General features: G+C 69.6%; 17 protein-coding genes. 13 read left to right on the forward strand and 4 right to left on the reverse strand.

The genetic code is table 11. The annotated features are described in order from the left end of the window. Nucleotides 1–25: 25 nt before the first annotated feature. On the forward strand, nucleotides 26–2,197 hold the full coding sequence (locus tag ACFYWJ_RS04605; RefSeq protein WP_355284781.1) for a molybdopterin oxidoreductase family protein: 2,172 nt from the start codon (nucleotides 26–28) through the stop codon (nucleotides 2,195–2,197). Nucleotides 2,198–2,367: 170 nt separating this feature from the next. Beyond that, nucleotides 2,368–2,997, forward strand: a complete 630-nt coding sequence (locus ACFYWJ_RS04610) for a pyridoxamine 5'-phosphate oxidase family protein (protein WP_355284783.1) — start codon at nucleotides 2,368–2,370, stop codon at nucleotides 2,995–2,997. Here ACFYWJ_RS04610 and ACFYWJ_RS04615 read toward each other — a convergent pair whose 3' ends face one another. Beyond that, nucleotides 2,998–3,495 carry a GtrA family protein gene (locus ACFYWJ_RS04615; RefSeq protein WP_357345813.1) on the reverse strand — a complete coding sequence of 166 codons (498 nt, stop codon included), beginning with the start codon at nucleotides 3,493–3,495 and terminating at the stop codon, nucleotides 2,998–3,000. 15 nt (nucleotides 3,496–3,510) lie between these two features. Between ACFYWJ_RS04615 and ACFYWJ_RS04620 the strand changes: the two genes are divergently transcribed. From ACFYWJ_RS04620 to ACFYWJ_RS04630, 3 genes are all read left to right on the forward strand, one after another. Further along, nucleotides 3,511–4,938 (forward strand): FAD-binding oxidoreductase, encoded by a 1,428-nt coding sequence (locus tag ACFYWJ_RS04620; RefSeq protein WP_355284789.1) that lies wholly within the window; start codon nucleotides 3,511–3,513, stop codon nucleotides 4,936–4,938. Then, nucleotides 4,935–5,714 (forward strand): decaprenylphospho-beta-D-erythro-pentofuranosid-2-ulose 2-reductase, encoded by a 780-nt coding sequence (locus ACFYWJ_RS04625; protein ID WP_355284792.1) that lies wholly within the window; start codon nucleotides 4,935–4,937, stop codon nucleotides 5,712–5,714. Before ACFYWJ_RS04620 ends, ACFYWJ_RS04625 begins: the two co-directional genes overlap by 4 nt. Nucleotides 5,715–5,888: 174 nt before the next feature. Then, on the forward strand, nucleotides 5,889–7,859 hold the full coding sequence (locus ACFYWJ_RS04630) for an arabinofuranosyltransferase (RefSeq protein WP_355284806.1): 1,971 nt from the start codon (nucleotides 5,889–5,891) through the stop codon (nucleotides 7,857–7,859). A gap of 54 nt (nucleotides 7,860–7,913) precedes the next feature. On the opposite strand, the gene ACFYWJ_RS04635 is transcribed toward ACFYWJ_RS04630, so the two are convergent. Then, a complete protein-coding gene (locus ACFYWJ_RS04635; protein WP_355284794.1) occupies nucleotides 7,914–8,543 on the reverse strand; it encodes a TIGR03086 family metal-binding protein in 630 nt (209 codons plus the stop codon). Between the two features lie 94 nt (nucleotides 8,544–8,637). Here ACFYWJ_RS04635 and ACFYWJ_RS04640 point away from each other — a divergent pair, with 94 nt between their 5' ends. From ACFYWJ_RS04640 to ACFYWJ_RS04660, 5 genes are all read left to right on the forward strand, one after another. After that, a complete protein-coding gene (locus ACFYWJ_RS04640; protein WP_355284797.1) occupies nucleotides 8,638–9,591 on the forward strand; it encodes a WYL domain-containing protein in 954 nt (317 codons plus the stop codon). A gap of 178 nt (nucleotides 9,592–9,769) precedes the next feature. After that, a complete protein-coding gene (locus ACFYWJ_RS04645) occupies nucleotides 9,770–10,312 on the forward strand; it encodes a hypothetical protein (RefSeq protein ID WP_355284800.1) in 543 nt (180 codons plus the stop codon). 214 nt (nucleotides 10,313–10,526) lie between these two features. Continuing rightward, nucleotides 10,527–11,039 carry a hypothetical protein gene (locus ACFYWJ_RS04650; RefSeq protein ID WP_355284803.1) on the forward strand — a complete coding sequence of 171 codons (513 nt, stop codon included), beginning with the start codon at nucleotides 10,527–10,529 and terminating at the stop codon, nucleotides 11,037–11,039. 95 nt (nucleotides 11,040–11,134) lie between these two features. After that, the gene (locus ACFYWJ_RS04655) at nucleotides 11,135–14,323 is read left to right on the forward strand and encodes an arabinosyltransferase domain-containing protein (RefSeq protein WP_355284808.1); all 3,189 of its coding nucleotides are present in this window, start codon (nucleotides 11,135–11,137) and stop codon (nucleotides 14,321–14,323) included. 151 nt (nucleotides 14,324–14,474) lie between these two features. Then, nucleotides 14,475–14,636, forward strand: a complete 162-nt coding sequence (locus tag ACFYWJ_RS04660) for a hypothetical protein (RefSeq protein WP_218721237.1) — start codon at nucleotides 14,475–14,477, stop codon at nucleotides 14,634–14,636. Nucleotides 14,637–14,712: 76 nt separating this feature from the next. On the opposite strand, the gene ACFYWJ_RS04665 is transcribed toward ACFYWJ_RS04660, so the two are convergent. Beyond that, nucleotides 14,713–18,045: an arabinosyltransferase domain-containing protein gene (locus tag ACFYWJ_RS04665; RefSeq protein ID WP_387160840.1), complete on the reverse strand. Its 3,333-nt coding sequence runs from the start codon at nucleotides 18,043–18,045 to the stop codon at nucleotides 14,713–14,715. A gap of 463 nt (nucleotides 18,046–18,508) precedes the next feature. On the opposite strand from ACFYWJ_RS04665, the gene ACFYWJ_RS04670 reads away from it, so the two are divergent. The 3 genes from ACFYWJ_RS04670 (at nucleotide 18,509) to ACFYWJ_RS04680 (ending at nucleotide 20,544) form a co-directional block, all read left to right on the forward strand. Further along, nucleotides 18,509–19,156, forward strand: a complete 648-nt coding sequence (locus ACFYWJ_RS04670) for a hypothetical protein (RefSeq protein WP_355283661.1) — start codon at nucleotides 18,509–18,511, stop codon at nucleotides 19,154–19,156. A 237-nt stretch (nucleotides 19,157–19,393) separates the two neighbouring features. Continuing rightward, nucleotides 19,394–19,891, forward strand: coding sequence for a peptidylprolyl isomerase (locus ACFYWJ_RS04675; RefSeq protein ID WP_355283659.1), 498 nt, complete (start codon nucleotides 19,394–19,396; stop codon nucleotides 19,889–19,891). 68 nt (nucleotides 19,892–19,959) lie between these two features. Continuing rightward, nucleotides 19,960–20,544 (forward strand): helix-turn-helix domain-containing protein, encoded by a 585-nt coding sequence (locus tag ACFYWJ_RS04680; protein ID WP_355283657.1) that lies wholly within the window; start codon nucleotides 19,960–19,962, stop codon nucleotides 20,542–20,544. Here ACFYWJ_RS04680 and ACFYWJ_RS04685 read toward each other — a convergent pair whose 3' ends face one another. Next, nucleotides 20,545–21,033 carry a DUF420 domain-containing protein gene (locus ACFYWJ_RS04685; RefSeq protein WP_355283655.1) on the reverse strand — a complete coding sequence of 163 codons (489 nt, stop codon included), beginning with the start codon at nucleotides 21,031–21,033 and terminating at the stop codon, nucleotides 20,545–20,547. Between the last annotated feature and the right edge of the window lie 43 nt (nucleotides 21,034–21,076).

Genomic DNA, 21,076 nt, shown 5'->3' on the forward strand with positions numbered 1-21,076 from the left:
CACCGGACGGCGTAAGGATGGAGTCATGGCTCCGCGAACGCTGCTGCGCACCTGTCCGCTGTGTGAGGCCGTCTGCGGCCTGACCATCACCCTCGACGAGGCCGACCGGGTGCTCTCGGTCCGCGGCGACCGCGACGACCCGTTCAGCAAGGGCTTCCTCTGCCCGAAGGGCGCCAGCTTCGGCAAACTCGACGACGACCCCGACCTGGTCACCACCCCGCTCGTCCGCGATGGCGACACGTTCCGCCCCGCGAGCTGGGACGAGGCCTTCGACCTGATCGCGACCGGGTTCGCCGCGGTGAGCGCCGCGCACGGCAGCGGCGCGACCGGGATCTACCTGGGCAATCCCAACGCGCACACCGTCGCGGGGGCGCTGTATCTGCCCCCGCTGATCCGCGCGCTGAGCACCCGCCACATCTACACCGCGAGTACCGCCGATCAGATGCCCAAGCAGGTCGCCGCAGGCCTCATGTTCGGCGACCCGCTGACGGTGCCGGTCCCCGACCTGGACCGCACCGACTTCCTGCTGATGCTCGGCGCGAACCCGCTCGAATCCAACGGCTCGCTGTGCACCGCGCCGGACTTCCCCGGCCGGTTGAAGGCGCTGCGGGCGCGCGGCGGCAAGCTGGTCGTCGTCGACCCCAGGGCGACCAGGACCGCCGACCTCGCCGACGAACACCTGTTCATCCGGCCCGGCGCCGACGCGTACCTGCTCTTCGCGGTGATCCACACGCTGTTCGCCGAGAACCTGGTCGACCTGCGGATCGAGGTCGACGGCTTCGACGAACTGCGCGCCGCGGCCGCGGAGTTCGGCCCGGACGCGGTGGTCGAGCGCACCGGCATCCCCGCCGACGCCATCCGCGCGCTGGCCCGCGACCTCGCCGCCGCGCCGACCGCCGCCGTCTACGCCAGGATCGGCACCTGCACCGCCGAGTTCGGCACCCTCACCCAGTGGCTGGTCGACGCGCTCAACGCGCTCACCGGCAATCTCGACGCCCCCGGCGGCGCCATGTTCGCCACCGCCGCGGCGGGCGGCATCGCGCGCAGCAAGCCGTTCCGCCCCGGTCGCTGGACCAGCCGGGTGCGCGGACTGCCCGAGACGATGGGCGAACTGCCCGTCGCCACCCTGGCCGACGAGATCGAAACGCCGGGTCAGGGACAGATCAAGGCGCTGGTCACGGTCGCGGGCAACCCGGTGCTGTCCGCCCCGAGCGGCGCCCGGCTGGACCGAGGGCTGGCCGGGCTCGACTTCATGGTCAGCGTGGACCGGTACGTCAACGAGACGACCCGGCACGCGTCGGTGATCCTGCCGCCGCCGCGCTCGGTGCAGTCGCCGCACTACGACTTCGCGCTGCTGCAGTTCGCGGTGCGCAACTACGCGCGCTACTCGCCGCCGCTGGTCCCGCTCGACGGGCGCCCGTCCGAATCGGCGGTCATCGCCCGGCTGGCCGCCGCCGTCAGCGGGCAGCCGCACGACGGCACCGGCGCGGCGAGCCCGATCGCCGTCGTCGACGAACTCGTCATCGCGGGCATGCTGCACAAGGCGGGGATGAGCGACCGGCGCGACGAGCTGGAGGGCGTCGACACCACCGAACAGCGCATCGACCTGATGCTCAAGCTCGGCCCCTACGGCGCCTGGAACGGCGGCGAGCTGAGCCTGCGCACCCTGCTCGACAACCCGCACGGCCTCGACCTCGGCCCGCTGCGGCCGCGCTTGCCCGGTGTCCTGCGCACGGCGTCCGGCCACGTCGACCTGGCGCCGCGACAGCTGCTCGACGATGTGCCGCGACTGCGGGCCGGGCTGACGGCGCGCGCGCCGGAGATGGTGCTGATCGGGCGCAGGCAGCTGCGCTCCAACAACAGCTGGATGCACAACATCGCCGGCCTGGTCGGCGGGTCGAACCGCTGCACCCTGCAGATCCACCCGGACGACGCGACCAGGCTCGGCCTCGGCGAGCAGGCCGCGATCAGCTCGGCGGCGGGCTCGCTGACCGTCCAGGTCGAGCAGACGCCGACGATCATGCCCGGCGTCGTGAGTTTGCCGCACGGCTGGGGACACGGCGCGAGCACCACCCAATCGGTGGCAAGCGCGCACGCCGGCGTGAACGCCAATGTGCTGACCGATGATTCGGTGGTCGACGTGATCTCCGGCACCGCGGTGTTCAACGGGGTGCCGGTGCGGGTAGAACCGGTCTGATCGGTCTACCTCGGGAAACCCTTGCGCAAACAGGACTTTCGTACCATTCGCAACAATGGACTCGCCCCACGGCTTGTGATAGTCCCCTACACTGGGTGAGATTGCGGTCACAAGCGGGGGTTTCAGCGCGAAACCCGCATCACCCGGTTCGGCTAGCAGAGGGGGCCCCGATGCCCGAGAAACACGTCGGCAGCGACGGAGAGCACGAGCTTCAGGACACGTTGGGCACGACCGAAAGGGCCGAACGTTTCTACGACGACCAGGTGATCGACTACCTGAACCCGTCGATGGTCGAATTCGTCGCACGGATGGACATGGCCTTCATCTCCACCGCCGACGCGCACGGCGAATGCGACGCCAGTTTCCGGGCGGGAACACCGGGGTTCCTGCACGTGATCGACGAACGCACGATTGCGTACCCCGAGTATCGAGGTAACGGAGTAATGGCCAGCCTCGGCAACATCCTCGAGAACCCGCACGTCGGGATCTTGATGATCGACTTCGTGCGCGACCTGATCGGGCTGCACATCAACGGCAAGGCCCGCATGGTTGCCGACAGTGAGCTACGCGAGTCCGTCGACGATCTGCCCGCGCCGGAGCGGGGCAGGGCGTCGCAGGTGTGGGTCGTCGTCGATGTGGAAGAGGCCTACATCCACTGCCGCAAGCACATTCCGCAGATGGTGCCCGTCGCGCGGGATCGGCGGGAGTGGGGCACCGACAACGTCAGGGCCAAGGGCGGGGACTACTTCGGCGTCAAGGCGGGCAAGCAGCCCGCGCCCGCCGCCGCCAAGGCCAGCTGACTACTTGATCTTGAAGATCACCGCGCGCTGCACGACGAAGTTGATGACGGTGGCGGTGCCCTGCGCGACGACGAACGCCAGCGGCTGCCGCCACCACTCGCCGGGCAGCGCGAAGTACAGCGCCGCGTTGATGCCGACCTGCACGGCGAAGGTCACCGCGTAGAGCACGACGACCGCGATGAAGCGCGCCCTGCTCGGCTCGGCCTTGAACGTCCAGCGCCGGTTGATCAGGTACGCGGTGGTGGTTCCGCAGACGAAGCTGACCGCCTTGGCCAGGCTCACCGGCAGGCCGAGCAGGTTCAGCAGCAGGCTGTAGATGCCGTAGTCGACGATCGCCGAGAGGCCGCCGGTCAGCGTGAACCGCACGATCTGCGTCTTCAGGTCTACGTCGGTTCCACCAGGCTCGTCGACCAGCGGAATCTCGGCGGGAAGCGGCAGATGCGGTTGGGCTTGCACGTGAGGAAGACTACGAGACCGGCCGCGTGTCCCGCCATGCATGTAGCCTCTTAGCCGATGTCCGAGAACATTCCGACCGCCACCGGCGAGGCGTTTGCGCTGCCTACGCGCACTCGCAAGCTCACCGGATGGGGTCGCACCGCACCCACCTCCGCCGAAGTGCTCTCGACCAGCGATCCCGAGTTGATCGTCAAGGCCGTGAGCATGGTCGCCGAGGACAACGACTCCAAGCCGGCGCACCTGCGACGCGGCGTGATCGCGCGTGGCCTCGGCCGCTCCTACGGGGACAACTCGCAGAACGCGGGCGGCCTCGTGATCGACATGCCCGCGCTGAACAAGATCCACCGCATCGACGCCGCGACCCGTCTGGTCGACGTCGACGGCGGTGTCGATCTCGATCAGCTGATGAAGGCGGCGCTGCCGTTCGGCCTCTGGGTGCCCGTCCTACCCGGTACCAGGCAGGTCACCATCGGTGGCGCGATCGGTTCCGATATCCACGGCAAGAACCATCACAGCGCTGGCAGCTTCGGCAACCACGTGCGCTCGATGGATCTGCTGACCGCCGACGGCGTTGTCCGCACGATCACCGCCGAGTCCGACCCCGAGCTGTTCTGGGCGACCATCGGCGGCTGCGGCCTGACCGGCATCATCCTGCGCGCGACCATCGAGATGACGCCGACCGAGACGGCGTACTTCATCGCCGACGGCGATGTCACCGCCACCCTCGACGAGACCATCGCCTTCCACAGCGACGGCTCCGAGGGCGACTACGAGTACAGCTCGGCCTGGTTCGACGCCATCAGCCCGCTGCCCAAGCTGGGCCGCGCCGCCATCTCGCGCGGCAACCTGGCCAAGCTCGACCAGCTGCCGAAGAAGCTGCAGAAGGACCCGCTGCGGTTCAACGGCAAGACCTTCTTCACGCTGCCGGACGTGTTCCCCAACGGCCTGGCCAACAAGTACACCTTCGGCCCGATCGGCGAGGTCTGGTACCGCAAGTCGGGCACCTACCGGGGCAAGGTCCAGAATCTGACGCAGTTCTACCACCCGCTCGACATGCTGGGTGAGTGGAACCGCGGCTACGGCTCCAACGGCTTCCTGCAGTACCAGTTCGTGGTGCCGCCGGAGTCGGTCGAGGAGTTCAAGCGGATCATCATCGACATCCAGGGCTCCGGCTTCTATTCCTTCCTCAATGTGTTCAAGCTGTTCGGTCCGGGTAACCAGGCACCGTTGAGCTTCCCCATGGAGGGCTGGAACATCTGCGTCGACTTCCCGATCTCGCGCGGGCTCAACGAGTTCGTCAGCGATCTGGACCGGCGGGTGCTCGAGTTCGGCGGGCGGCTCTACACCGCCAAGGACTCGCGGACCAGCGCCGAGTCGTTCCACAAGATGTACCCGCGGATCGACGAGTGGATCAAGGTCCGCCGCAGCGTCGACCCGACCGGCGTGTTCATGTCCGATATGGCCAGGAGGCTGGAGCTCCAGTGATCAACGCAGTTGGCAACCCGCAGACCATCCTGCTGTTCGGCGGCACCTCCGAGATCGGTCTCGCGATCGTCGCCGAATACCTGCGCAAGAGCCCGGCCCGGGTCGTGCTGGCCAACCTGCCCGGCGATCCGCTGCTCGAGGGCGCGGTCGCCACGGTGAAGGCGGCGGGCGCGACCCAGGTCGACGTCATCGACTTCGACGCGCTCGACACCGAGTCGCACCCGAAGGTCGTCGACCAGGCGTTCGCCGCGGGTGACGTCGACGTCGCGATCGTGGCGTTCGGTGTGCTCGGCGACGCCGAGGAGCTGTGGCAGAACCAGCGCAAGGCGGTCATGACCGTCGGCATCAACTACACCGCCGGTGTCTCGGTGGGCGTGCTGGTCGGCGACAAGTTCAAGGCGCAGGGCCACGGCCGGTTCATCGTGATGTCCTCGGTGGCCGGTGAGCGCGTGCGTCGCTCGAACTTCGTCTACGGCTCCACCAAGGCCGGCCTGGACGGCTTCTACCTCGGCCTCGGCGAGGCGCTGCGGCCGCACGGTCCGCGCGTCACCGTGGTGCGGCCGATGCAGGTGCGCACCTCGGCGACGAAGGCGCACTGGGAGGCCACCGGCTCCAAGGAAGCCCCGCTCACCGTCGATCCCGAGGACGTGGCCCGGCTCGCCGTCGCCGCCTCCGAGAAGGGCACCGAGATCGTCTGGGCACCCGGCGAGGCCCGCTTCCTGATGTCGGCGCTGCGCCACGTGCCGCGCCCGATCTTCCGCAAGCTGCCGATCTGATCGACCGCTGTCGCGCACTGCCGCATCGTCCTGTGACGGTGCGGCAGTTCGCGTTTCCGCAGGCGGGAACCCGTGCGGAGCGACCGGACGCTTCGGCCTCCGCCGGTCGGCACCGGCTCCACTAGGCTGACCCGGACCGTGAGAGCCGACACCGAGCCGGAGGGCAGCGCGCCGATGACGACCAACGACGAGGTGCGGCCGCTGCGCAGGATCGGGGCGGGGGTCGGCGAGGCCGCCGGGGCCGCCGCGGTGGCGCTGGTGGTCGCCGTGGTCGGGCTCTTCGCGTTCTCGGCGGTGCAGTGGCCCGCCTTCAACTCCTCCAACGTGACCAAGGCGCTGACCACCGTCGGTCAGTTCGCCGCCCTCGCGCTGCTGGTCGTCGCGGTGCTGCTGATCCGGCTGCGCAAGTGGCCGGTGGTGGCGAAACTGGCGTCCTGGATCGGTATTTCGGGCTTCGTCACCGTCACGCTCGGCATGCCGCTGGCCGCGACGAAGCTGTACCTGTTCGGCGTCTCGGTGGATCAGGAGTTCCGCACCGAGTACCTCACCCGGCTCACCGACAGCGCCGCGCTGCGGGACATGACCTATGTGGACATCCCGCCGTTCTATCCGGCCGGCTGGTTCTGGCTCGGCGGCCGGGTGGGCAACGTGCTCGGCATGGACGGCTGGGAAGTGTTCAAGCCGTACGCGATCGGGCTGCTCGCGATCGCCGCGGCGGTGGCCCTGGTGCTGTGGACCCAGTTGGTGCGCGCCGATCTCGCGGTGGGTGCCGCGGCCGCAGTGACCGCGATGACGCTGGCCTACGCCTCGCCCGAGGCGTACGGGGCCGTGCTGGTGGTGTTCATCCCGCCGGTGCTGGTGCTGGCCTGGGGTGCGCTGCACCGGTCGTCGGGTGGCTGGGGCGCGGTCCTCGGCACCGGGCTGTTCCTCGGGGTGGCCGCCTGTTTCTACACGCTGTACCTGGCGATCGCGGCGTTCACCGTGGTGCTGATGGCCGTGGTGGCGGCGGGTGTCGCGGTGTACACCCGGCGCGCAGACCTGCGTCCCCGGGTCGGCGGTCCGCGCGCGGTCGGCGGTCCGGCGCCGTGGCGGGCGGCGATCGCGCCGCTGACCAAGCTGGTCGCCATGGGCGCGATCGCCGGGCTGCTCGCGCTGGTCGTGTGGGCGCCCTACCTGCTGAAGATGCTGTCGGGGGCGAAACTGCCGTCCGGCAACGCCTTCCACTATCTGCCCCAGTCGGGCGCCGAGCTGGCGTTCCCCATGCTGGAGTTCTCGCTGCGTGGTGCGCTGTGCCTGCTCGGGACGCTGTGGCTGGTGCTGCGGGCCGGTTCGTCGCGGCGGGCGCAGGCGCTGGGGCTCGGCGTGCTGGCGATCTACCTGTGGACGCTGCTGTCGATGGCGGCGACCGCGGCGGGGACGACGCTGCTGTCGTTCCGGCTGGAGCCGGTGCTGCTCGCGGTGCTCGCCGCGGCGGGCGTCTTCGGGTTCGTCGAGCTCGCCGGGGTGATCTACCGGGGGCTGCACGAGCAGGCGCCGGTGCGGGTCGCGGCCGGGGTACTCGCCGTGCTGGGCGCGCTGGCCTTCGCGCAGCACATCCCGACCGTGCTCACCCACGAGATCGACACCGCCTACACCGATACCGTGCCCACCGAGACACCCAACGCCGACGGCACTTTCGGCGAGCGGGCCGACAAGCGCAAGCCCTCGGCCGTGGCCTACTACCACGCGGTGGACGAAGCCCTGCTGGCCCAGACCGGCCGTCCCAGGGACGAATCCGTCGTCCTCACCGCCGACACCAGCTTCCTGGCCTTCTACCCCTACTTCGGCTTCCAGGCCCTCACCTCGCACTACGCGAACCCGCTGTCGGACTTCAAGGCCCGCGCCGCCACCATCGCCGCCTGGAGCAAGCTCGACTCGTCCCCCGCCCTCCTCGACGCCATGGCCACCGCTCCCTGGCGCGCCCCCGACGCCTTCCTCTTCCGCCGCGACGGCGACACCTACACCCTGCGCCTCGCCGAAGACGTCTACCCCAACGACCCGAACGTCAAGCGCTACACGGTCGCTTTCCCGAAGACCCTCTTCACCGACCCCGCCTTCACCACCACCGACATCGGCCCCTTCACCCTGATCACCGTCCGCCGCTGAGGACCACGACCCGCCGTGCGCCTCGGCGGGCCCGGGTTCTCCGAGCGACCGAGCTCAGGCCGCGGTGCGGCCGAGGTAGTGCAGGAGGTCGTCGATCGGGCCTGTCGACGTGGTGACGACGACCGGGGCGTAGGCACCCCACTGGCGCAGGGGTTCGACGATCTCGGCGTCGGTGCCGCTGCCGGGGGCCGGGTGGACGGTGCGCGCCGCGGTCAGCAGGTGGGTGGCCAGGTCGGCGGTGAGGGGGGACGGCTGGCCGGTGGCGACGGCGATGTCCCAGGCGTGGACGGCGGCGTCGAGCGCGGCCAGTGTGGCGGCGACCGGGGTGGGCAGATCGCCGTGCGGGAGCGGGGTGGGGACGGTCGCGGTGTCGTCGGCGACGGTGGACCAGGCGGCGGCGGTCTGCTCGACGGCCGCCTCGACCAGGGCGGCGGCGGACCCGTCGATGATCCCGGAGGGGTCGAAGGGGTTGTAGCTCGGGCCGGGGCCGACCCCGAGCGCGGCAGCGTAGGCGAGCTGGTCGCCCGCCGCGTGCTGGACGACCTGGGTGACGGTCCATTCCGAGCACGGCGTCGGCAGGTCCCACTGGTCCGCGCCGACGCCGGCGACGACATCGCGCAGGGCCGCGTAGGAGGTGGCGACCACGTCGCGCCAGACGGTCTCGAGGGCTGCGGTGCTGTTCATGATGGAGCCTTCCTTCTCGGTGATGACTCCAGCCTAGAAACCTATTAGGCTCGTTTCTTTCCTAATTTCCGCACGACTTTCGACGAGGTGGGACATGGCCGCGACGACACCCCGCGTCCTGCGGCTGCTCGCCCTGCTCCAGGACCGCGCCTACACCGGACGCGAGCTCGCCGACCGCCTCGAGATCACCGAACGCACTGTCCGCAACGACATCTCGCGACTGCGCGAACTCGGCTACCCCGTGCACGCCGAACGCGGCGCGATCGGCGGCTACCGGCTCGGCCGCGGCGCCACCATGCCGCCGCTGCTGCTCGACGACGACGAGGCGGTGGCCGTCGCGCTGTCCATCGCCGTGGCCGCCGACGGCGCGCTCGCCGTCTCCGACCTGGGCGACCAGCTCACCAGGGCGCTGCGCAAGATCGAGCAGATCCTCCCGAAACGATTGCAGCGCAAGGTCTCCGCACTGCACGACGCCACCGAGATCGGCCCGGCCACCACCGGCTCGCGCGAACCCGACGCCCCGGTCGCCGCGGGCATCCTCACCACCCTGGCCGACGCGGTCCGGCGCACCACCGCGGTCACCGTGGACGACGGCGTCGAACTGGAGCCCTACCGGCTGATCAACTGGCAGCGCCGCTGGTACCTGGTCGCCTACAGCATGCGCGGCCACGCCTGGGAAGCGATTCCGGCCGCGCGGATCACCACCGCCACCGCGAGCGGCCGGGTGTTCGCCCCGCGCAGGCTGCCCGACGACGACCTGGTCGCCTTCGTCATGCGCCACATCGCGACCACCGGCTGGCGGGTGCACGCCCGCGTCACCGTGCTCGCGCCCGCCGAGACCGTCATCGCCCGGATCAACCCGGCCGTCGGGGTGGTGGAACCGGTCGACGCGCACACCTGCCTGCTGCACACCGGCGCGGACGCGATGGAGACGATCGCGATCTACCTGAGCATGCTGATGATGGATTTCCGCGTCGACGGCCCGCCCGAACTGGTGGCCCACCTGCGCACCCTGGCGCGCCGCTACACCGAGTCCACACCGCCGTGACCGGCCCGGCGGATCGTGTCCGTTCCGTGCCGCATCCCCCTGTCGAGGCCGCTCGACAGCACTACACTGACGGGTGCGGCACGGTCGCCGCCGGTGGGCGAGCACCACGGCGGATGGCGTTGGAATCTTCGATCCTGCACGTCACGGGTCTCGGCGACCCGCTACCGGAGGAGGACTTATGTCCGATCCGTTGCACACGAGGGTGTGCCTCACCGGCCTGAACTGCTCCTGCCCGAGCATCAGCGTCTTCGTGGTGCCCGAGCCCCTGGTCCGCGGCGGGCAGGTGCTGCACCTGCTCGAACAGGCGCCGGTCGCGGGACGAAGACCGGAACCGAAACCCGACACCGAACTGATCGAGCTGATCGAAGCCGTCCGCACGCCGCTGAACACCCGCGGGCTCGCCCATCTCGAGCGCGTCGCCTTCGCGGGCCCGCGGCACGATCCGCCGACCGCGCGCACCGTCCTGCACGATCACCTGATCGAGGAACCGGAGCCGTGGGGCCTGGACGTGGACGATCCGGCCGAGCTGGTCCGGCTGGAGATGCTGCCCGAGCACCGCATCGGCCCCCGCCGCATCGACGACTTCCAGGCGCATTCGGTGCGCCAGACGATGGCGGCGGTCTACCAGTACTTCGGGATCGATCAGCGCATACCGCTCGTCTATCACGGATTCGCGGACCCTCTCGACGGCTGGTTCGCGCTGCGCGCCGCGGCGGCCTGAAGGCCCTGGTCAGGAGCACACAACCAACTGTTGTGTTGATCGACACCCGGTAGCTACTGGTATGCGGGAGCGCGATAGACCACAATATGTCCGGTCAGTGTCAACAAACCGCACGGTTCGTGTCGCGGTGCGGGTACGCTGCGAAATGTTGGATGTTCGGCCGACCGAAATCAGTTTTGGTAGTGCTGATCGGTACGGATGCAGAGGTATAGCTATGACGCTCAGCAGACCCGAGCGAATCGATCTCCTGCTCACCCGCCCGCACCGTCAGGAACCTGAACCGGCGCCGCGGGAAGAGCTGGCCACGCTCGGCGCGATCGAGCAGACGGTGGTCGACGCCGCGATCGCGATGCTCGCGCCGGGCCAGAAGTTCGCGCTGCTGTGGTCACTGCAGGTCGGCGAGCAGGCCGTGGCCGGCGTGCAGGTCAAGGAGCGCGACGGATCGGTCACCAACATGGTGCCGCCCGCCGAGGTGCTCGAGTACCTGATCGATCACAAGCGGATGTCCTACGACCCAGCCGTCGGCACCTGGCTCAGCGCCGAGATCTTCATCGCCGGGCCCACCCGCTACAAGGCCACCTTCGCCACCGGCACCGTCGCGGACTGGATGCCCGAGGTCTCCGAGGACGACCTGCGCGCCGAGTTCGACGCCTACCCGCGCCCCGCCGCCGAAATCCCCGATTGGGCCCGCACCCAGCTCGATTGGAGCAACCGCCGGACGGGCTGAGCACCCGTTGTGCCGCGGCGCCGAGTCGCGCACAGGTTCGATGGCTAGCATCAACCCCCGTGCTGCGATCCGAACGAGCGTTCACCCGATACCGCATGGTCGCCCTCGTCTGTGGGCTCCTCGGTTTCGTGCTTGCCCTGCTGACGCCACTGCTGCCGGTGCGCCAGGACCGCGCGAGCCTGGACTGGCCACAGCCGGGCGCGACCAGCGTCGAGGCACCGCTCGTGTCGTATGTGCCGCAGCAGCTCGACGCACAGCTGCCGTGCGCCATGCTGCGCGATCTCCCCGAGACCGGGACCACCACGTTGGTCAGCACCGTCCCGGCGGCCTCCGGCCAGACCTCGCGGGGCCTCACCGTCGCCGTGCGTGACGGCGTGCTCGGTGTGCAGGCGCGCGATGTGCCGATGCTGTCGGCACCGGTCGCCGAGATCGCGAACTGCGAGCGGATCACCATCACCTCCACCATCGCGGCCACCACGGTCGAGTTCACCGGGGTGACGCGCCAGGACGGCAGCCCGTTCCGCAACACCGTCACCGTCGACAAGCGGCCCCAGATCGTCGGCGTCTTCACCGATCTCGACGCCGCCGCGCTCACCGGCGCCCGGCTGCACGCCGACATCGATTCCCGCTTCACCTCGACGCCGACCACGCTGAAGCTGGTGACGATGATCGCCGCCGCGGTCTTCACCGTCCTCGCGCTGATCGCGCTGCACCTGCTCGACACCGCCGACGGGCGCCGCGCGCGCCGGTTCCTGCCGCGGCACTGGTGGCGGATCACGCCGACCGACGTCGTCGTGGTGGTGACGCTGCTCGGCTGGCATGTCATCGGCGCCAACACCTCCGACGACGGCTACATCCTGAACATGGCCCGCGCCTCCGGCCCGTCGGGCTACATGGCCAACTACTACCGCTGGTTCGGCGTCCCCGAGGCACCGTTCGGCTGGTCCTACGAGCTGCTGGCCTGGATGACCAAGATCTCCGACGCCAGCCCCTGGATGCGGCTGCCCGCCCTCGCCGCGGGCCTGGTGTGCTGGGCGGTGATCAGCCGGGAAGTGCTGCCCCGCTTGGGCGCCCGGGTGCGCCGCGACAAGGTGGCGCTGTGGACGGCCGGGCTGGTGTTCCTGGCGTTCTGGCTGCCCTACGACAATGGCCTGCGCCCCGAGCCGCTGATCGCGGCGGGCGCGCTGCTCACCTGGTGCCTGATCGAGCGCGCCATCGCCACCGCCCGGCTGCTGCCCGCGGCGCTGGCGATCCTGGTGGCCGCCTTCTCGCTGGCCGCCGGTCCGACCGGCTTGATCTGCATCGCCGCGCTGATCGCGGGGACCAGGCCGGTCATGCAGGTCATCATCAAGCGCGCCAAGGGCACCAAGTTCTTCGGCTACGCCGCGCTGCTCGCGCCCGGCCTGGCGGCGGGCACCCTGGTCCTCATCGTGGTCTTCGCCGACCAGACCATGGCCACCGTCATGGAGGCCACCCGGGTCCGCACCCTGGTCGGCCCCAATGTCGCCTGGTTCGACGAGCGCACCCGCTGGGACTCGCTGTTCATGCTCTCCCCCGACGGCTCGCTGGCGCGGCGGTTCGGCGTGCTGGTGATGCTGCTGTGCTTGCTCGTGTGCGTCCTGCAGGTGCTGCGCAAGGGCCGCATCCCGGGTACCTCGCGCGGGCCGTCGGTGCGCATCCTCGGCATCGTCTTCGGGGCGCTGCTGCTGATGATGTGGACGCCGACCAAGTGGACCCATCACTTCGGCGTGTACGCCGGGCTGGCCGGATCGCTGGCCGCGCTGGCCGCGGTCGCGGTGGGCGCCAACGGCATCCGCGCGCCACGCAACCGAGCGCTGTTCACCGCGGCGGTGCTGTTCCTGCTGGCGATGACGTTCACCGGGTCCAACGGGTGGTGGTACGTGTCCAGCTACGGCGTGCCGTTCTGGGACAAGGCGCCGCTGGTGGCGGGCAAGGGCATCTCGACGCTGTTCCTCGGGCTGGCCGTGCTTGCGCTGCTGGTCGCGCTGTACTTCCATCTGCGCGATCCGTACCGCACACCGTCGAAGCCGAACCGGTTCGACCGCTTCGCCACCATGCCGCTGACCATCGCGGCCGCGCTGCTGGTGCTGTTCGAGGTGGCCTCGATGGCCAAGGGTGCGCTCACCCAGTACCCCGCCTACTCCATCGCCAAGTCGAATATCGAGTCGCTGGCCGGTGACACCTGCGGGCTCGCCAACGACGTGCTGGTGGAGACGAACACCGCCGACTCGCTGCTCACCCCCTACACCGGCGCCCCCGCCGACGGGTTGAGCGCAGAATCGACCGGCTTCACCCCCAACGGCGTCGCCGCCGACCTCACCGCCGACGCCGACGAGACCGTGGTCGGCGGGGCCAACTCGGTCGACAAGGACTCCGCGAACAAGACCACCAACACCACCGGCGCGGGCACCGGCGGCGGGACGAGCACCGAATCCGGCATCAACGGCAGCACCGTCGCCCTGCCGTTCGGCCTCGATCCCGCGCGCACGCCCGTCCTGGGCTCCTATCAGGACGGTGTGCAGCAGCAGGCCAAGCTGACCTCGCAGTGGTACCGCCTCGATCTCGACGCCGTCCGCGACAACCCGGCCTACCAGGCGCTCATCGTCACCGCGGCCGGGCGCATCCGCTACGTCGACAACGACGGCGTCGTGCACTACGGCCAGGATCTGCGCCTGGAATACGGCACGCACGCCGCCGACGGCACCGTCGCGGCGACCGGCTCGATCGCGCCGATGGACATCGGCCCCGCGCCGTCCTGGCGCAACCTGCGGGTGCCGCTGGATCAGCTGCCCGCGGGCGTGAACGCGGTGCGCCTGGTCGCCGCCGACAACGACATCACCCAGAAGCAGTGGCTGGCCGTGACGCCGCCGCGCCTGCCGAAGCTGGCCACGCTGCAGTCGGTCGTCGGCGAGACCGACCCGGTGCTGCTGGACTGGCACGTCGGCCTGGCCTTCCCCTGTCAGCGCCCGTTCGACCACCACGACGGCGTCGCCGAGGCGCCGCAGTGGCGGATCCTGCCCGACCGGGTCGGCTCCGACGCGTCCAACGCCTGGCAGGACGACATCGGCGGCGGCCCGCTCGGGTGGACAGGATTGCTGCTGAAGGCCGAGACTGTCCCCACCTATCTCGATCACGACCTCGGCCGGGACTGGGGCGCACTGGAGCGCTTCACCCCCTACCAGCCCGCGCCGCCCGCCGACATCACGGTGACGGTCGTGAACCAGTCGGGGCGGGCGAAGGAGCCGGCGATCCGGGCGCAGTAGGGACTCCGGCAGCGGAAGGGCAGTGACCGGGCGTATACGTGTGTACGGCGCGAAAATCGTAGCGGCCGTTAGCGTTTCGTGTACGTGAAACGCCTGTAAATGCCTGCCGAATGGCCTCCGCCTGCTGGTTTGAGCACGTACCCTGATGGGTATGACAGGAGCCTTCGATGACATGGATCTGCGAGATCTCGTCGAGCTGCTCAGCGACGACGAGAAAAAGGAACTACGACCGGCTGTGATGCGGGTGCTGGATAGATTGCCTTCGCAAGAGGTATTACGTCGCGACCTCAACCGTCGCATGCTCAACGTCTGACTCCTGCTACCCCGCCAACGACAGAAGGCGCGGACCCACCGAGGTGGGTCCGCGCCTTCCTACTTTCCGGCGTCGGTCAGAACACGCGCAGCGGGCCCGGCGTCCACAGGCCGTCGCGGGTCTCGGTGCCCGTCGTCAGCTTCGCGGGCTCGGCCTTGAGGTACTGGTCGTAGCGCTCCAGCGAGCCCCAGTCCCGCGCCCAGTCGTCCTTCAGGTAGGTCGGGATGGTGACCCGGCCCGCCAGCATCTGCGAGAAGCCCAGCGGACCGCCGAACTCCTGGGCCTGCCAGGTGTCGGTCGAGGAGATCGCCAGCGGGCGGTCCGGCAGGATGCGGTAGTTCGGCACCTCGGCGACGCCGTTCTTGTGCGCGAACGGCCGCTGGCACGGGAACTGCAGGCCGACGGCCCAGTCCAGCAGCACCGGCTGGGTACGGCCGATGAAGGAGTCCAGCTTCTGCAGCTCGGGCACCCGGGGCGGGGTGAACGCCAGCCACTGGTCGCCGATCAGGATCGGGTCGTTGGCCAGGATGCGGACCGCGTTCGCCTCGGCGGGCAGGTCGGCCAGCGGGACGCGCAGGTTGCGCCAGGACGGGAACGGGCCGATATCGCGCGGCAGGTAGCTGCCCAGCGTGGCGACGCTGCCGTCGGGGTTCCGGGTGCCGTACTCGACGAGCAGCGACTGGCCGTACTTGTCGGCGCCGGTGTCGTCCTTGGAGGCGATGCGACCGGCCGCGGAGATCACGATCAGCGGCGAGTCGTCGGAGCGGGCGGGCAGCCCGTACCAGGACGACTCCAGGCGCGCGGGCTGCTGCACGCCCTCCTGGTAGGAGCCCAGGATCGGGGTCTGCGCCGGGTCGAGCCCGAACGGCAGGGCCACGGTCGACCCGTTGACGCCGAGCGCGCCCTCACCGCCGCCGGTGCCCGCGCTCTCGCCCTCGGCGAAGGCCGCGCCCACCGACTGGTTGCTGGTGTTGCCGGTGCCCGGCTTCACCTCGACCGCGTCGGCGGACAGATCGCCCGGCACACCGTTGGGGGTGAAGCCGACCGAGCCGGTTCCGGCCAGCGGATCGTTCGGGTCGGTGAGCGGCGTGGCCGGATCGACGATCGGGTCGAGCCTGCCGCCGTTCGGGTCGGCTTCGACGAGCACGTCGTTGGCCAGGCCGCAGGCGTTGCCGCCGAGCGCGTCGATGTTGGAGCGGGCCAGCGAGTACCCCGGGTACTGCTGGGTGGCGCCCTTGACCAGCGAGAGCACCTCGAACAGCACCATCAGGCCGACCACGACGGTGAGCGGGATGGCGGCGAACTTGCGGATCCGCCTGCCCCGCACGGTCTTCGCCGACGGCTGCGGTTTCACGTAGTCCTCGCGCAGCGCGTACCAGCCGACCAGCGCCAGCGCGACGCCGAACAGGATCAGCATCACCGTGTTGGAGTTGATCCCGCGCAGCGAGATGGTCTTGTCGAACCACGGCACGCCGTAGCTGGACACGTACCAGTAGCCGTTGATGCCCGAGAACGACAGCGCGAGCACGAACAGCAACCCGGCCAGGAAGATCGCCCGGTTCTTGCGTGAGCGCAGCGCGCTCTGCGAGACCGCGACCGCCGTCACCGCCGCCAGCGAACCCGCGATGCCCGCGTAGGCGCCGAAGTGGTGGGTCCACTTCGTCGGGTTGAACATCATGAAGAAGATGGTGCCGAAGACGATCCCCATCAGCCGCCAGGTCGGACCGGACGCGATGCCGGGCACCTGGCGGCGGCGCAGCAGCACCAGCAGCGTGGTGAACAGGCACAGCAGCATCACCAGGAAGGCGAAGCGCCGGGCCAGCGAGCCGTCGACGGTCTCGACGAACATGTAGTAGTAGCGCAGGTAGTCCTCGTACCAGGCCAGGTTCGGGCCGGTGGCCTGGCGCACCCGGTTGGCCTCCTGGATACCGGCGAAGGTCTGATCGCCGTAGACGACGACCAGCACCAGCAGGCCGGCCGACGCGATCGGGGCCAGCAGCGGCAGCGTGCCGAACTGCCGGTGCCTGCGCACGATGATCCGGACCAGCGGCCGGATGCCCGCCAGCAGCGCGGCCACACACATCAGGCCGGTCGGGGCGGCGGCCAGGGTGAAGGCCGCGATCAGCACCGCGATCCCGGCGGGCAGCAGCCTGCCGGTGGCGATGGCGCGCTCGATGGAGACCCAGGTGAGCAGCGCGCCGAGGGCGACGATCGGCTCCGAGCGCAGGCCGTTGTCGAACGGCAGCCAGAACGCCAGGAACACCAGGCCGCCGGTCCACAGCGCCACCTGCGAGCGCTTCACCGCGTTGCCGAGGCGGGGCACCACCTCGCGGCTGATGACCATCCAGCACAGGATGCCGCACAGCAGCGCGGGCAGGCGCACCCACGGGCTCGCCGTGGAGATCTCGGCGAAGACCTGGATGACGTAGTAGTACCAGCCGAACGGCGCCTCGGGCACGCCGTACCAGCGGAAGTAGTTGGCCATGTAGCCCGCGTCGGGCGCCACCCGGACCATCGACAGGATGTAGCCGTCGTCGGAGGTGTTGGCGCCGACGAAATGCCAGACCAGCAGCGTGCCGATGACCGCGCCGTCGGCCCAGGTCGGCTTCAGCCAGTTCTTCGGCAGGAACCGGCGGTGCCCGCGCCCGTCGCTGCCGTCGAGCCTGGCCAGCGCACCGAGCGCCAGCAGCGTGCACAGCACAGCGGCGATGATCGCGACCAGCTTGATGACCGACGGGCTGGAGGAGAAGCGGGAGTCGATCGTCGAGGTCAGCGACAGGCCCTGCGGGACAGCGCCCTTCAGATCGGAGAACACGCCGACGATCTGCGGCCGCAGGTCACCGGCGAGCTGGCCCTGCACCGGCACCTGGACGGTCTCGACCGCACCGGGCTGACCGGGGATCGGCCGCTCGATCTCCTTGGTCATGCCCTCGAAGACCGCCGTCGTGCGGTTCTGGTCGGAGCTGATCACGATCGCGGAGCACTGGTCCATCGCCGCGCGGTCCGCCGAGGCGACCACCGCGTTGCGGTCGACCACGTCGACGGAGGTGTCGGAGACGCGGACGAACAGCGCCTCGAGCGCGGCCCGGTCGCCCTGCGGCGGCGCGGTGGCCAGCAGCATGCCGCCCTGTGCCGGCAGCGTCGCGACCGCCGAGCACGGGATGGTGGCGTTCAGGTCGATCGGCACCTGCGACATCAGCGGTGCCTGGATATTGCCGAGCTTGCCGTTCTGCGGCCAATTCAGCTGCGCGGTCGTCTGGGTGACCGGCAGGAATGGCGTCGCCACCGCGAAGAGGGCGCCGAGGATTCCGGCGACGAGCGCGATCCATCGCGCGATCGTGTAGTCCTTCGCGGACGCCACCGGTTCGGCGGGTGGCTTGGTGAGAACAGCTGTTGCGGCGTCTGGCACGGTTCGCCATGGTATCCGCACCAGGGTGGTTGTGAGGGGTCGCACGCCATGCCGTCGGACATGGAGCACGCTATGGTGTGAAGTTCAAGCGTTTCATTAAGCGTGCGACGTGCGCCGACTTCACCGAGCATCGGGATCACGCCGCACGGCCGGAGGTTTCGGCATTATGCGAATCCGCTATCGATCCAGGTCCGGACGGGACGATCGACCGACGAGCGGGTGCGGCACAGGAGTTTTTCGATGCTACCAGTGTGCAGGGTGCATATAACTAAGAAAAGCAGTAACTGTTACAGACGGTTACAGTCCCGCATTTTAAAGCCGGAGCGATTTCCCGGAGGCCGAAACGCGAAGGTTCCCGAATGAAATGGTAGGCGCGAATAACGCGCTACAGAATTACGGCCTTCGTACTCTTGAACACGACATCTTCACATCCCGGAGATGTCGATTTCACCAAGGAGTACGCATGTTCCACAGCAACTTCTTCGCACGCACCGCAGTGGCGACAGCCGGGTGTGCGATCGCCGCGGCCTCGCTGGGCATCGGCCCCGCCGCGGCGCAGGCCTCGACGACCGTCAGCCCGGCGGGCGCCGCGGTCCAGGCCACCAACCAGGGTGTGGTCAAGGCCGTCGCGGGTGGCGTCACGATCACCTGCAACACCTCCACCGCGACCGGCGCGGTCCCCGCCGCGCCGGGGAACACCAACCCGAGTGGGCCGGTCACCGTGCCGATCAGCGCGCCCAGCTTCACCGGCTGCTCGACCAGCATGTGGGGCGTCAGCGCGACCGTGACGACGAGCGGCAGCTGGTCGATCACGGGCCAGAACGGCTCGCCGATCTCGGGGACGATCAACATCCCGACTGGCGGCATGGTGATCCAGACCAGCGGTCTGGCCTCCTGCAAGGTGGTCGTCGCGCCCACCGCCCCGGCCTCGCTGGCCGGCACCTGGACCAACGGCACCCCGTCCACGGTCCAGGCCACGAATTCCCCGGCCCCCATCAAGGTGACCGGTGGTTTCGGCTGCCCGACCAGCGCGACAACGGGCACGGTGACCGGCGTCTACAAGGTCACCAACACCACCACCCCGGCGGTGCCGATCACGGTCGGCCCCTGATAATTCCGGGGTGAATTCGAATGACCGCGCGGTCACCTCGAATTCGGTGAATTGCCTGGGTATGCGATAAAAGAACCCGCGTGCGTCTCGCACTCGCACGCGGGTTCCATACACATCGTAGGCAATATTCGCGCCGGGTGCCGCCCACGGGCACCCGGCCGCGATTTTTCGGCAGCGGTCCGCGCCCGTGCGGACCCCGGTCTTCTCCCGACCCCTCCCCTCCCTAGACTCGACGGCATGACCAAGGTGAATCTCGAAACCAACTACGGACAGATCGTGCTCGAGTTGGACGACCAGGCCGCGCCGAACACGGTCGCCAACTTCGTGAACTATGTGAACGCCGGCCACTACAACGGCACCGTGTTCCACCGCGTCATCCCCGGTTTCATGGTGCAGGGCGGCGGCTTCGAGCCCGGCCTGAAGCAGAAGCCCACCCAGGCGCCGATCCAGAACGAGGCCACCAACGGCCTCAAGAACGACAAGTACACCGTCGCGATGGCCCGCACCAACGACCCGCACTCGGCCACCGCCCAGTTCTTCATCAACGTCTCCGACAACGCCTTCCTCAACCACACCGCCCCGCAGGGCCAGGGTTGGGGTTACGCCGTCTTCGGCAAGGTCGCCGAGGGCACCGAGGTCGTCGACAAGATCGCCGCCGTGGAAACCGGCAACGCCGGCCCGCACCAGGATGTCCCGAAGGCCGACGTCGTCATCGAAAAGGCCATCGTCGCCTGATTATCGCGCCCGTCGGGCCGCCGGAACAGCACCGGCGGCCCGATCCAGGCCGATTCCGAGGAGGCCCGGTGCCGAGGATTCAAGCCGCCACACTCGCCGAGCACCGCGAAGCGCAACGCCGTGCCCTGCTCGACGCCGCGCGCGCCATCCTGATGGCCGATCCGTCCCGGCCGCCGACGCTCACCGAAGTGGCCGCGCGCGCCGGACTCGCGCGTCCCAGCGTGTATCAATACTTCGCTTCCCGTGACCAGCTGCTGGCCGAGCTGCTGGCCGACACCTTCCCCCAGTGGGCCCACCGGGTCTCGGCGGCCATGGCCGCCGCCCCCGATCCGGCCGCGGCGGTCCTGGCCTACGTGCGGGCCAATCTCGACCTGGTCGCCGGTGGCGAGCACGCCCTGGCCCGGGTCCTCGCCGCGATCATCGACGACGACATCGCCGCCTACAGCCGGGAACTGCACGAGGGATTGCGCGCGCCGCTGATCACCGCGCTGCGCGCCCTCGACACCGACGACCCCGCCACCGTCGCGGCCCTCATCGACGGCATCGTGCACGCCGCCTCCCGCCTGCTCGAAAGCGGCGCGGACCTCGAGCGGACCGCCACGGCGGCAACCGAATTGGTCGGGCCGTATCTGTCCGCGCTGCCGACTCGCTGATCAGACGGCGAAGGCCAGGATGTAGAACACCCAGCTGGTGACCGCGGTGAGCGTCATCCCGATCGCGGCGATCGGCGCCCAGCGGCGATGCGAGGCGCTGTGCGCGCCGGGCTCCGGCGGCGACCCGAAGGCGCGCACGGCCCGCACGATCACCACCGGCCACAGCGCCACCGAGAACACCGCGCACGCCAGGTGCACGATCAGCGCCGTCCACACCGCCGCCGACGCGCTCCCGCCGACGACCCCGGCCGCGCGATCCTGCCACCCGTTGAACCGGACGTCGACCTCGAACAGCACCACCGCGACCAGCAGCCCCGACCCGAGCAGAAGCTGGGCCACCTTGTGCCAGCGGAACTTCCGCCGGCTCCTGACCGCGTACACACTCCACGCCAGCACCACCACGACGAACGCCATGACCAGCACCATCATGTCCATCGCCAGCGACGCCCTGGTACCGAGGAACCCGTCGACGCCCGGAAAACCACTCACCATCGAAGCCCAACTCTCGCTATCGCAGTTTTCCCGACGCACC

The organism is Nocardia sp. NPDC003269, from assembly GCF_042888005.1.
GTDB lineage: Bacteria > Actinomycetota > Actinomycetes > Mycobacteriales > Mycobacteriaceae > Nocardia.

Bases quoted from the DNA above. Each gene is read 5' to 3' on its own strand.
- ACFYWJ_RS04605 (WP_355284781.1), top strand. From the start codon at position 26: ATGGCTCCGCGAACGCTGCTGCGCACCTGTCCGCTGTGTGAGGCCGTC.
- ACFYWJ_RS04610 (WP_355284783.1), top strand. From the start codon at position 2,368: ATGCCCGAGAAACACGTCGGCAGCGACGGAGAGCACGAGCTTCAGGAC.
- ACFYWJ_RS04615 (WP_357345813.1), bottom strand. From the start codon at position 3,495: ATGCATGGCGGGACACGCGGCCGGTCTCGTAGTCTTCCTCACGTGCAA.
- ACFYWJ_RS04620 (WP_355284789.1), top strand. From the start codon at position 3,511: ATGTCCGAGAACATTCCGACCGCCACCGGCGAGGCGTTTGCGCTGCCT.
- ACFYWJ_RS04630 (WP_355284806.1), top strand. From the start codon at position 5,889: ATGACGACCAACGACGAGGTGCGGCCGCTGCGCAGGATCGGGGCGGGG.
- ACFYWJ_RS04635 (WP_355284794.1), bottom strand. From the start codon at position 8,543: ATGAACAGCACCGCAGCCCTCGAGACCGTCTGGCGCGACGTGGTCGCC.
- ACFYWJ_RS04640 (WP_355284797.1), top strand. From the start codon at position 8,638: ATGGCCGCGACGACACCCCGCGTCCTGCGGCTGCTCGCCCTGCTCCAG.
- ACFYWJ_RS04645 (WP_355284800.1), top strand. From the start codon at position 9,770: ATGTCCGATCCGTTGCACACGAGGGTGTGCCTCACCGGCCTGAACTGC.
- ACFYWJ_RS04650 (WP_355284803.1), top strand. From the start codon at position 10,527: ATGACGCTCAGCAGACCCGAGCGAATCGATCTCCTGCTCACCCGCCCG.
- ACFYWJ_RS04655 (WP_355284808.1), top strand. From the start codon at position 11,135: ATGGTCGCCCTCGTCTGTGGGCTCCTCGGTTTCGTGCTTGCCCTGCTG.
- ACFYWJ_RS04660 (WP_218721237.1), top strand. From the start codon at position 14,475: ATGACAGGAGCCTTCGATGACATGGATCTGCGAGATCTCGTCGAGCTG.
- ACFYWJ_RS04670 (WP_355283661.1), top strand. From the start codon at position 18,509: ATGTTCCACAGCAACTTCTTCGCACGCACCGCAGTGGCGACAGCCGGG.
- ACFYWJ_RS04675 (WP_355283659.1), top strand. From the start codon at position 19,394: ATGACCAAGGTGAATCTCGAAACCAACTACGGACAGATCGTGCTCGAG.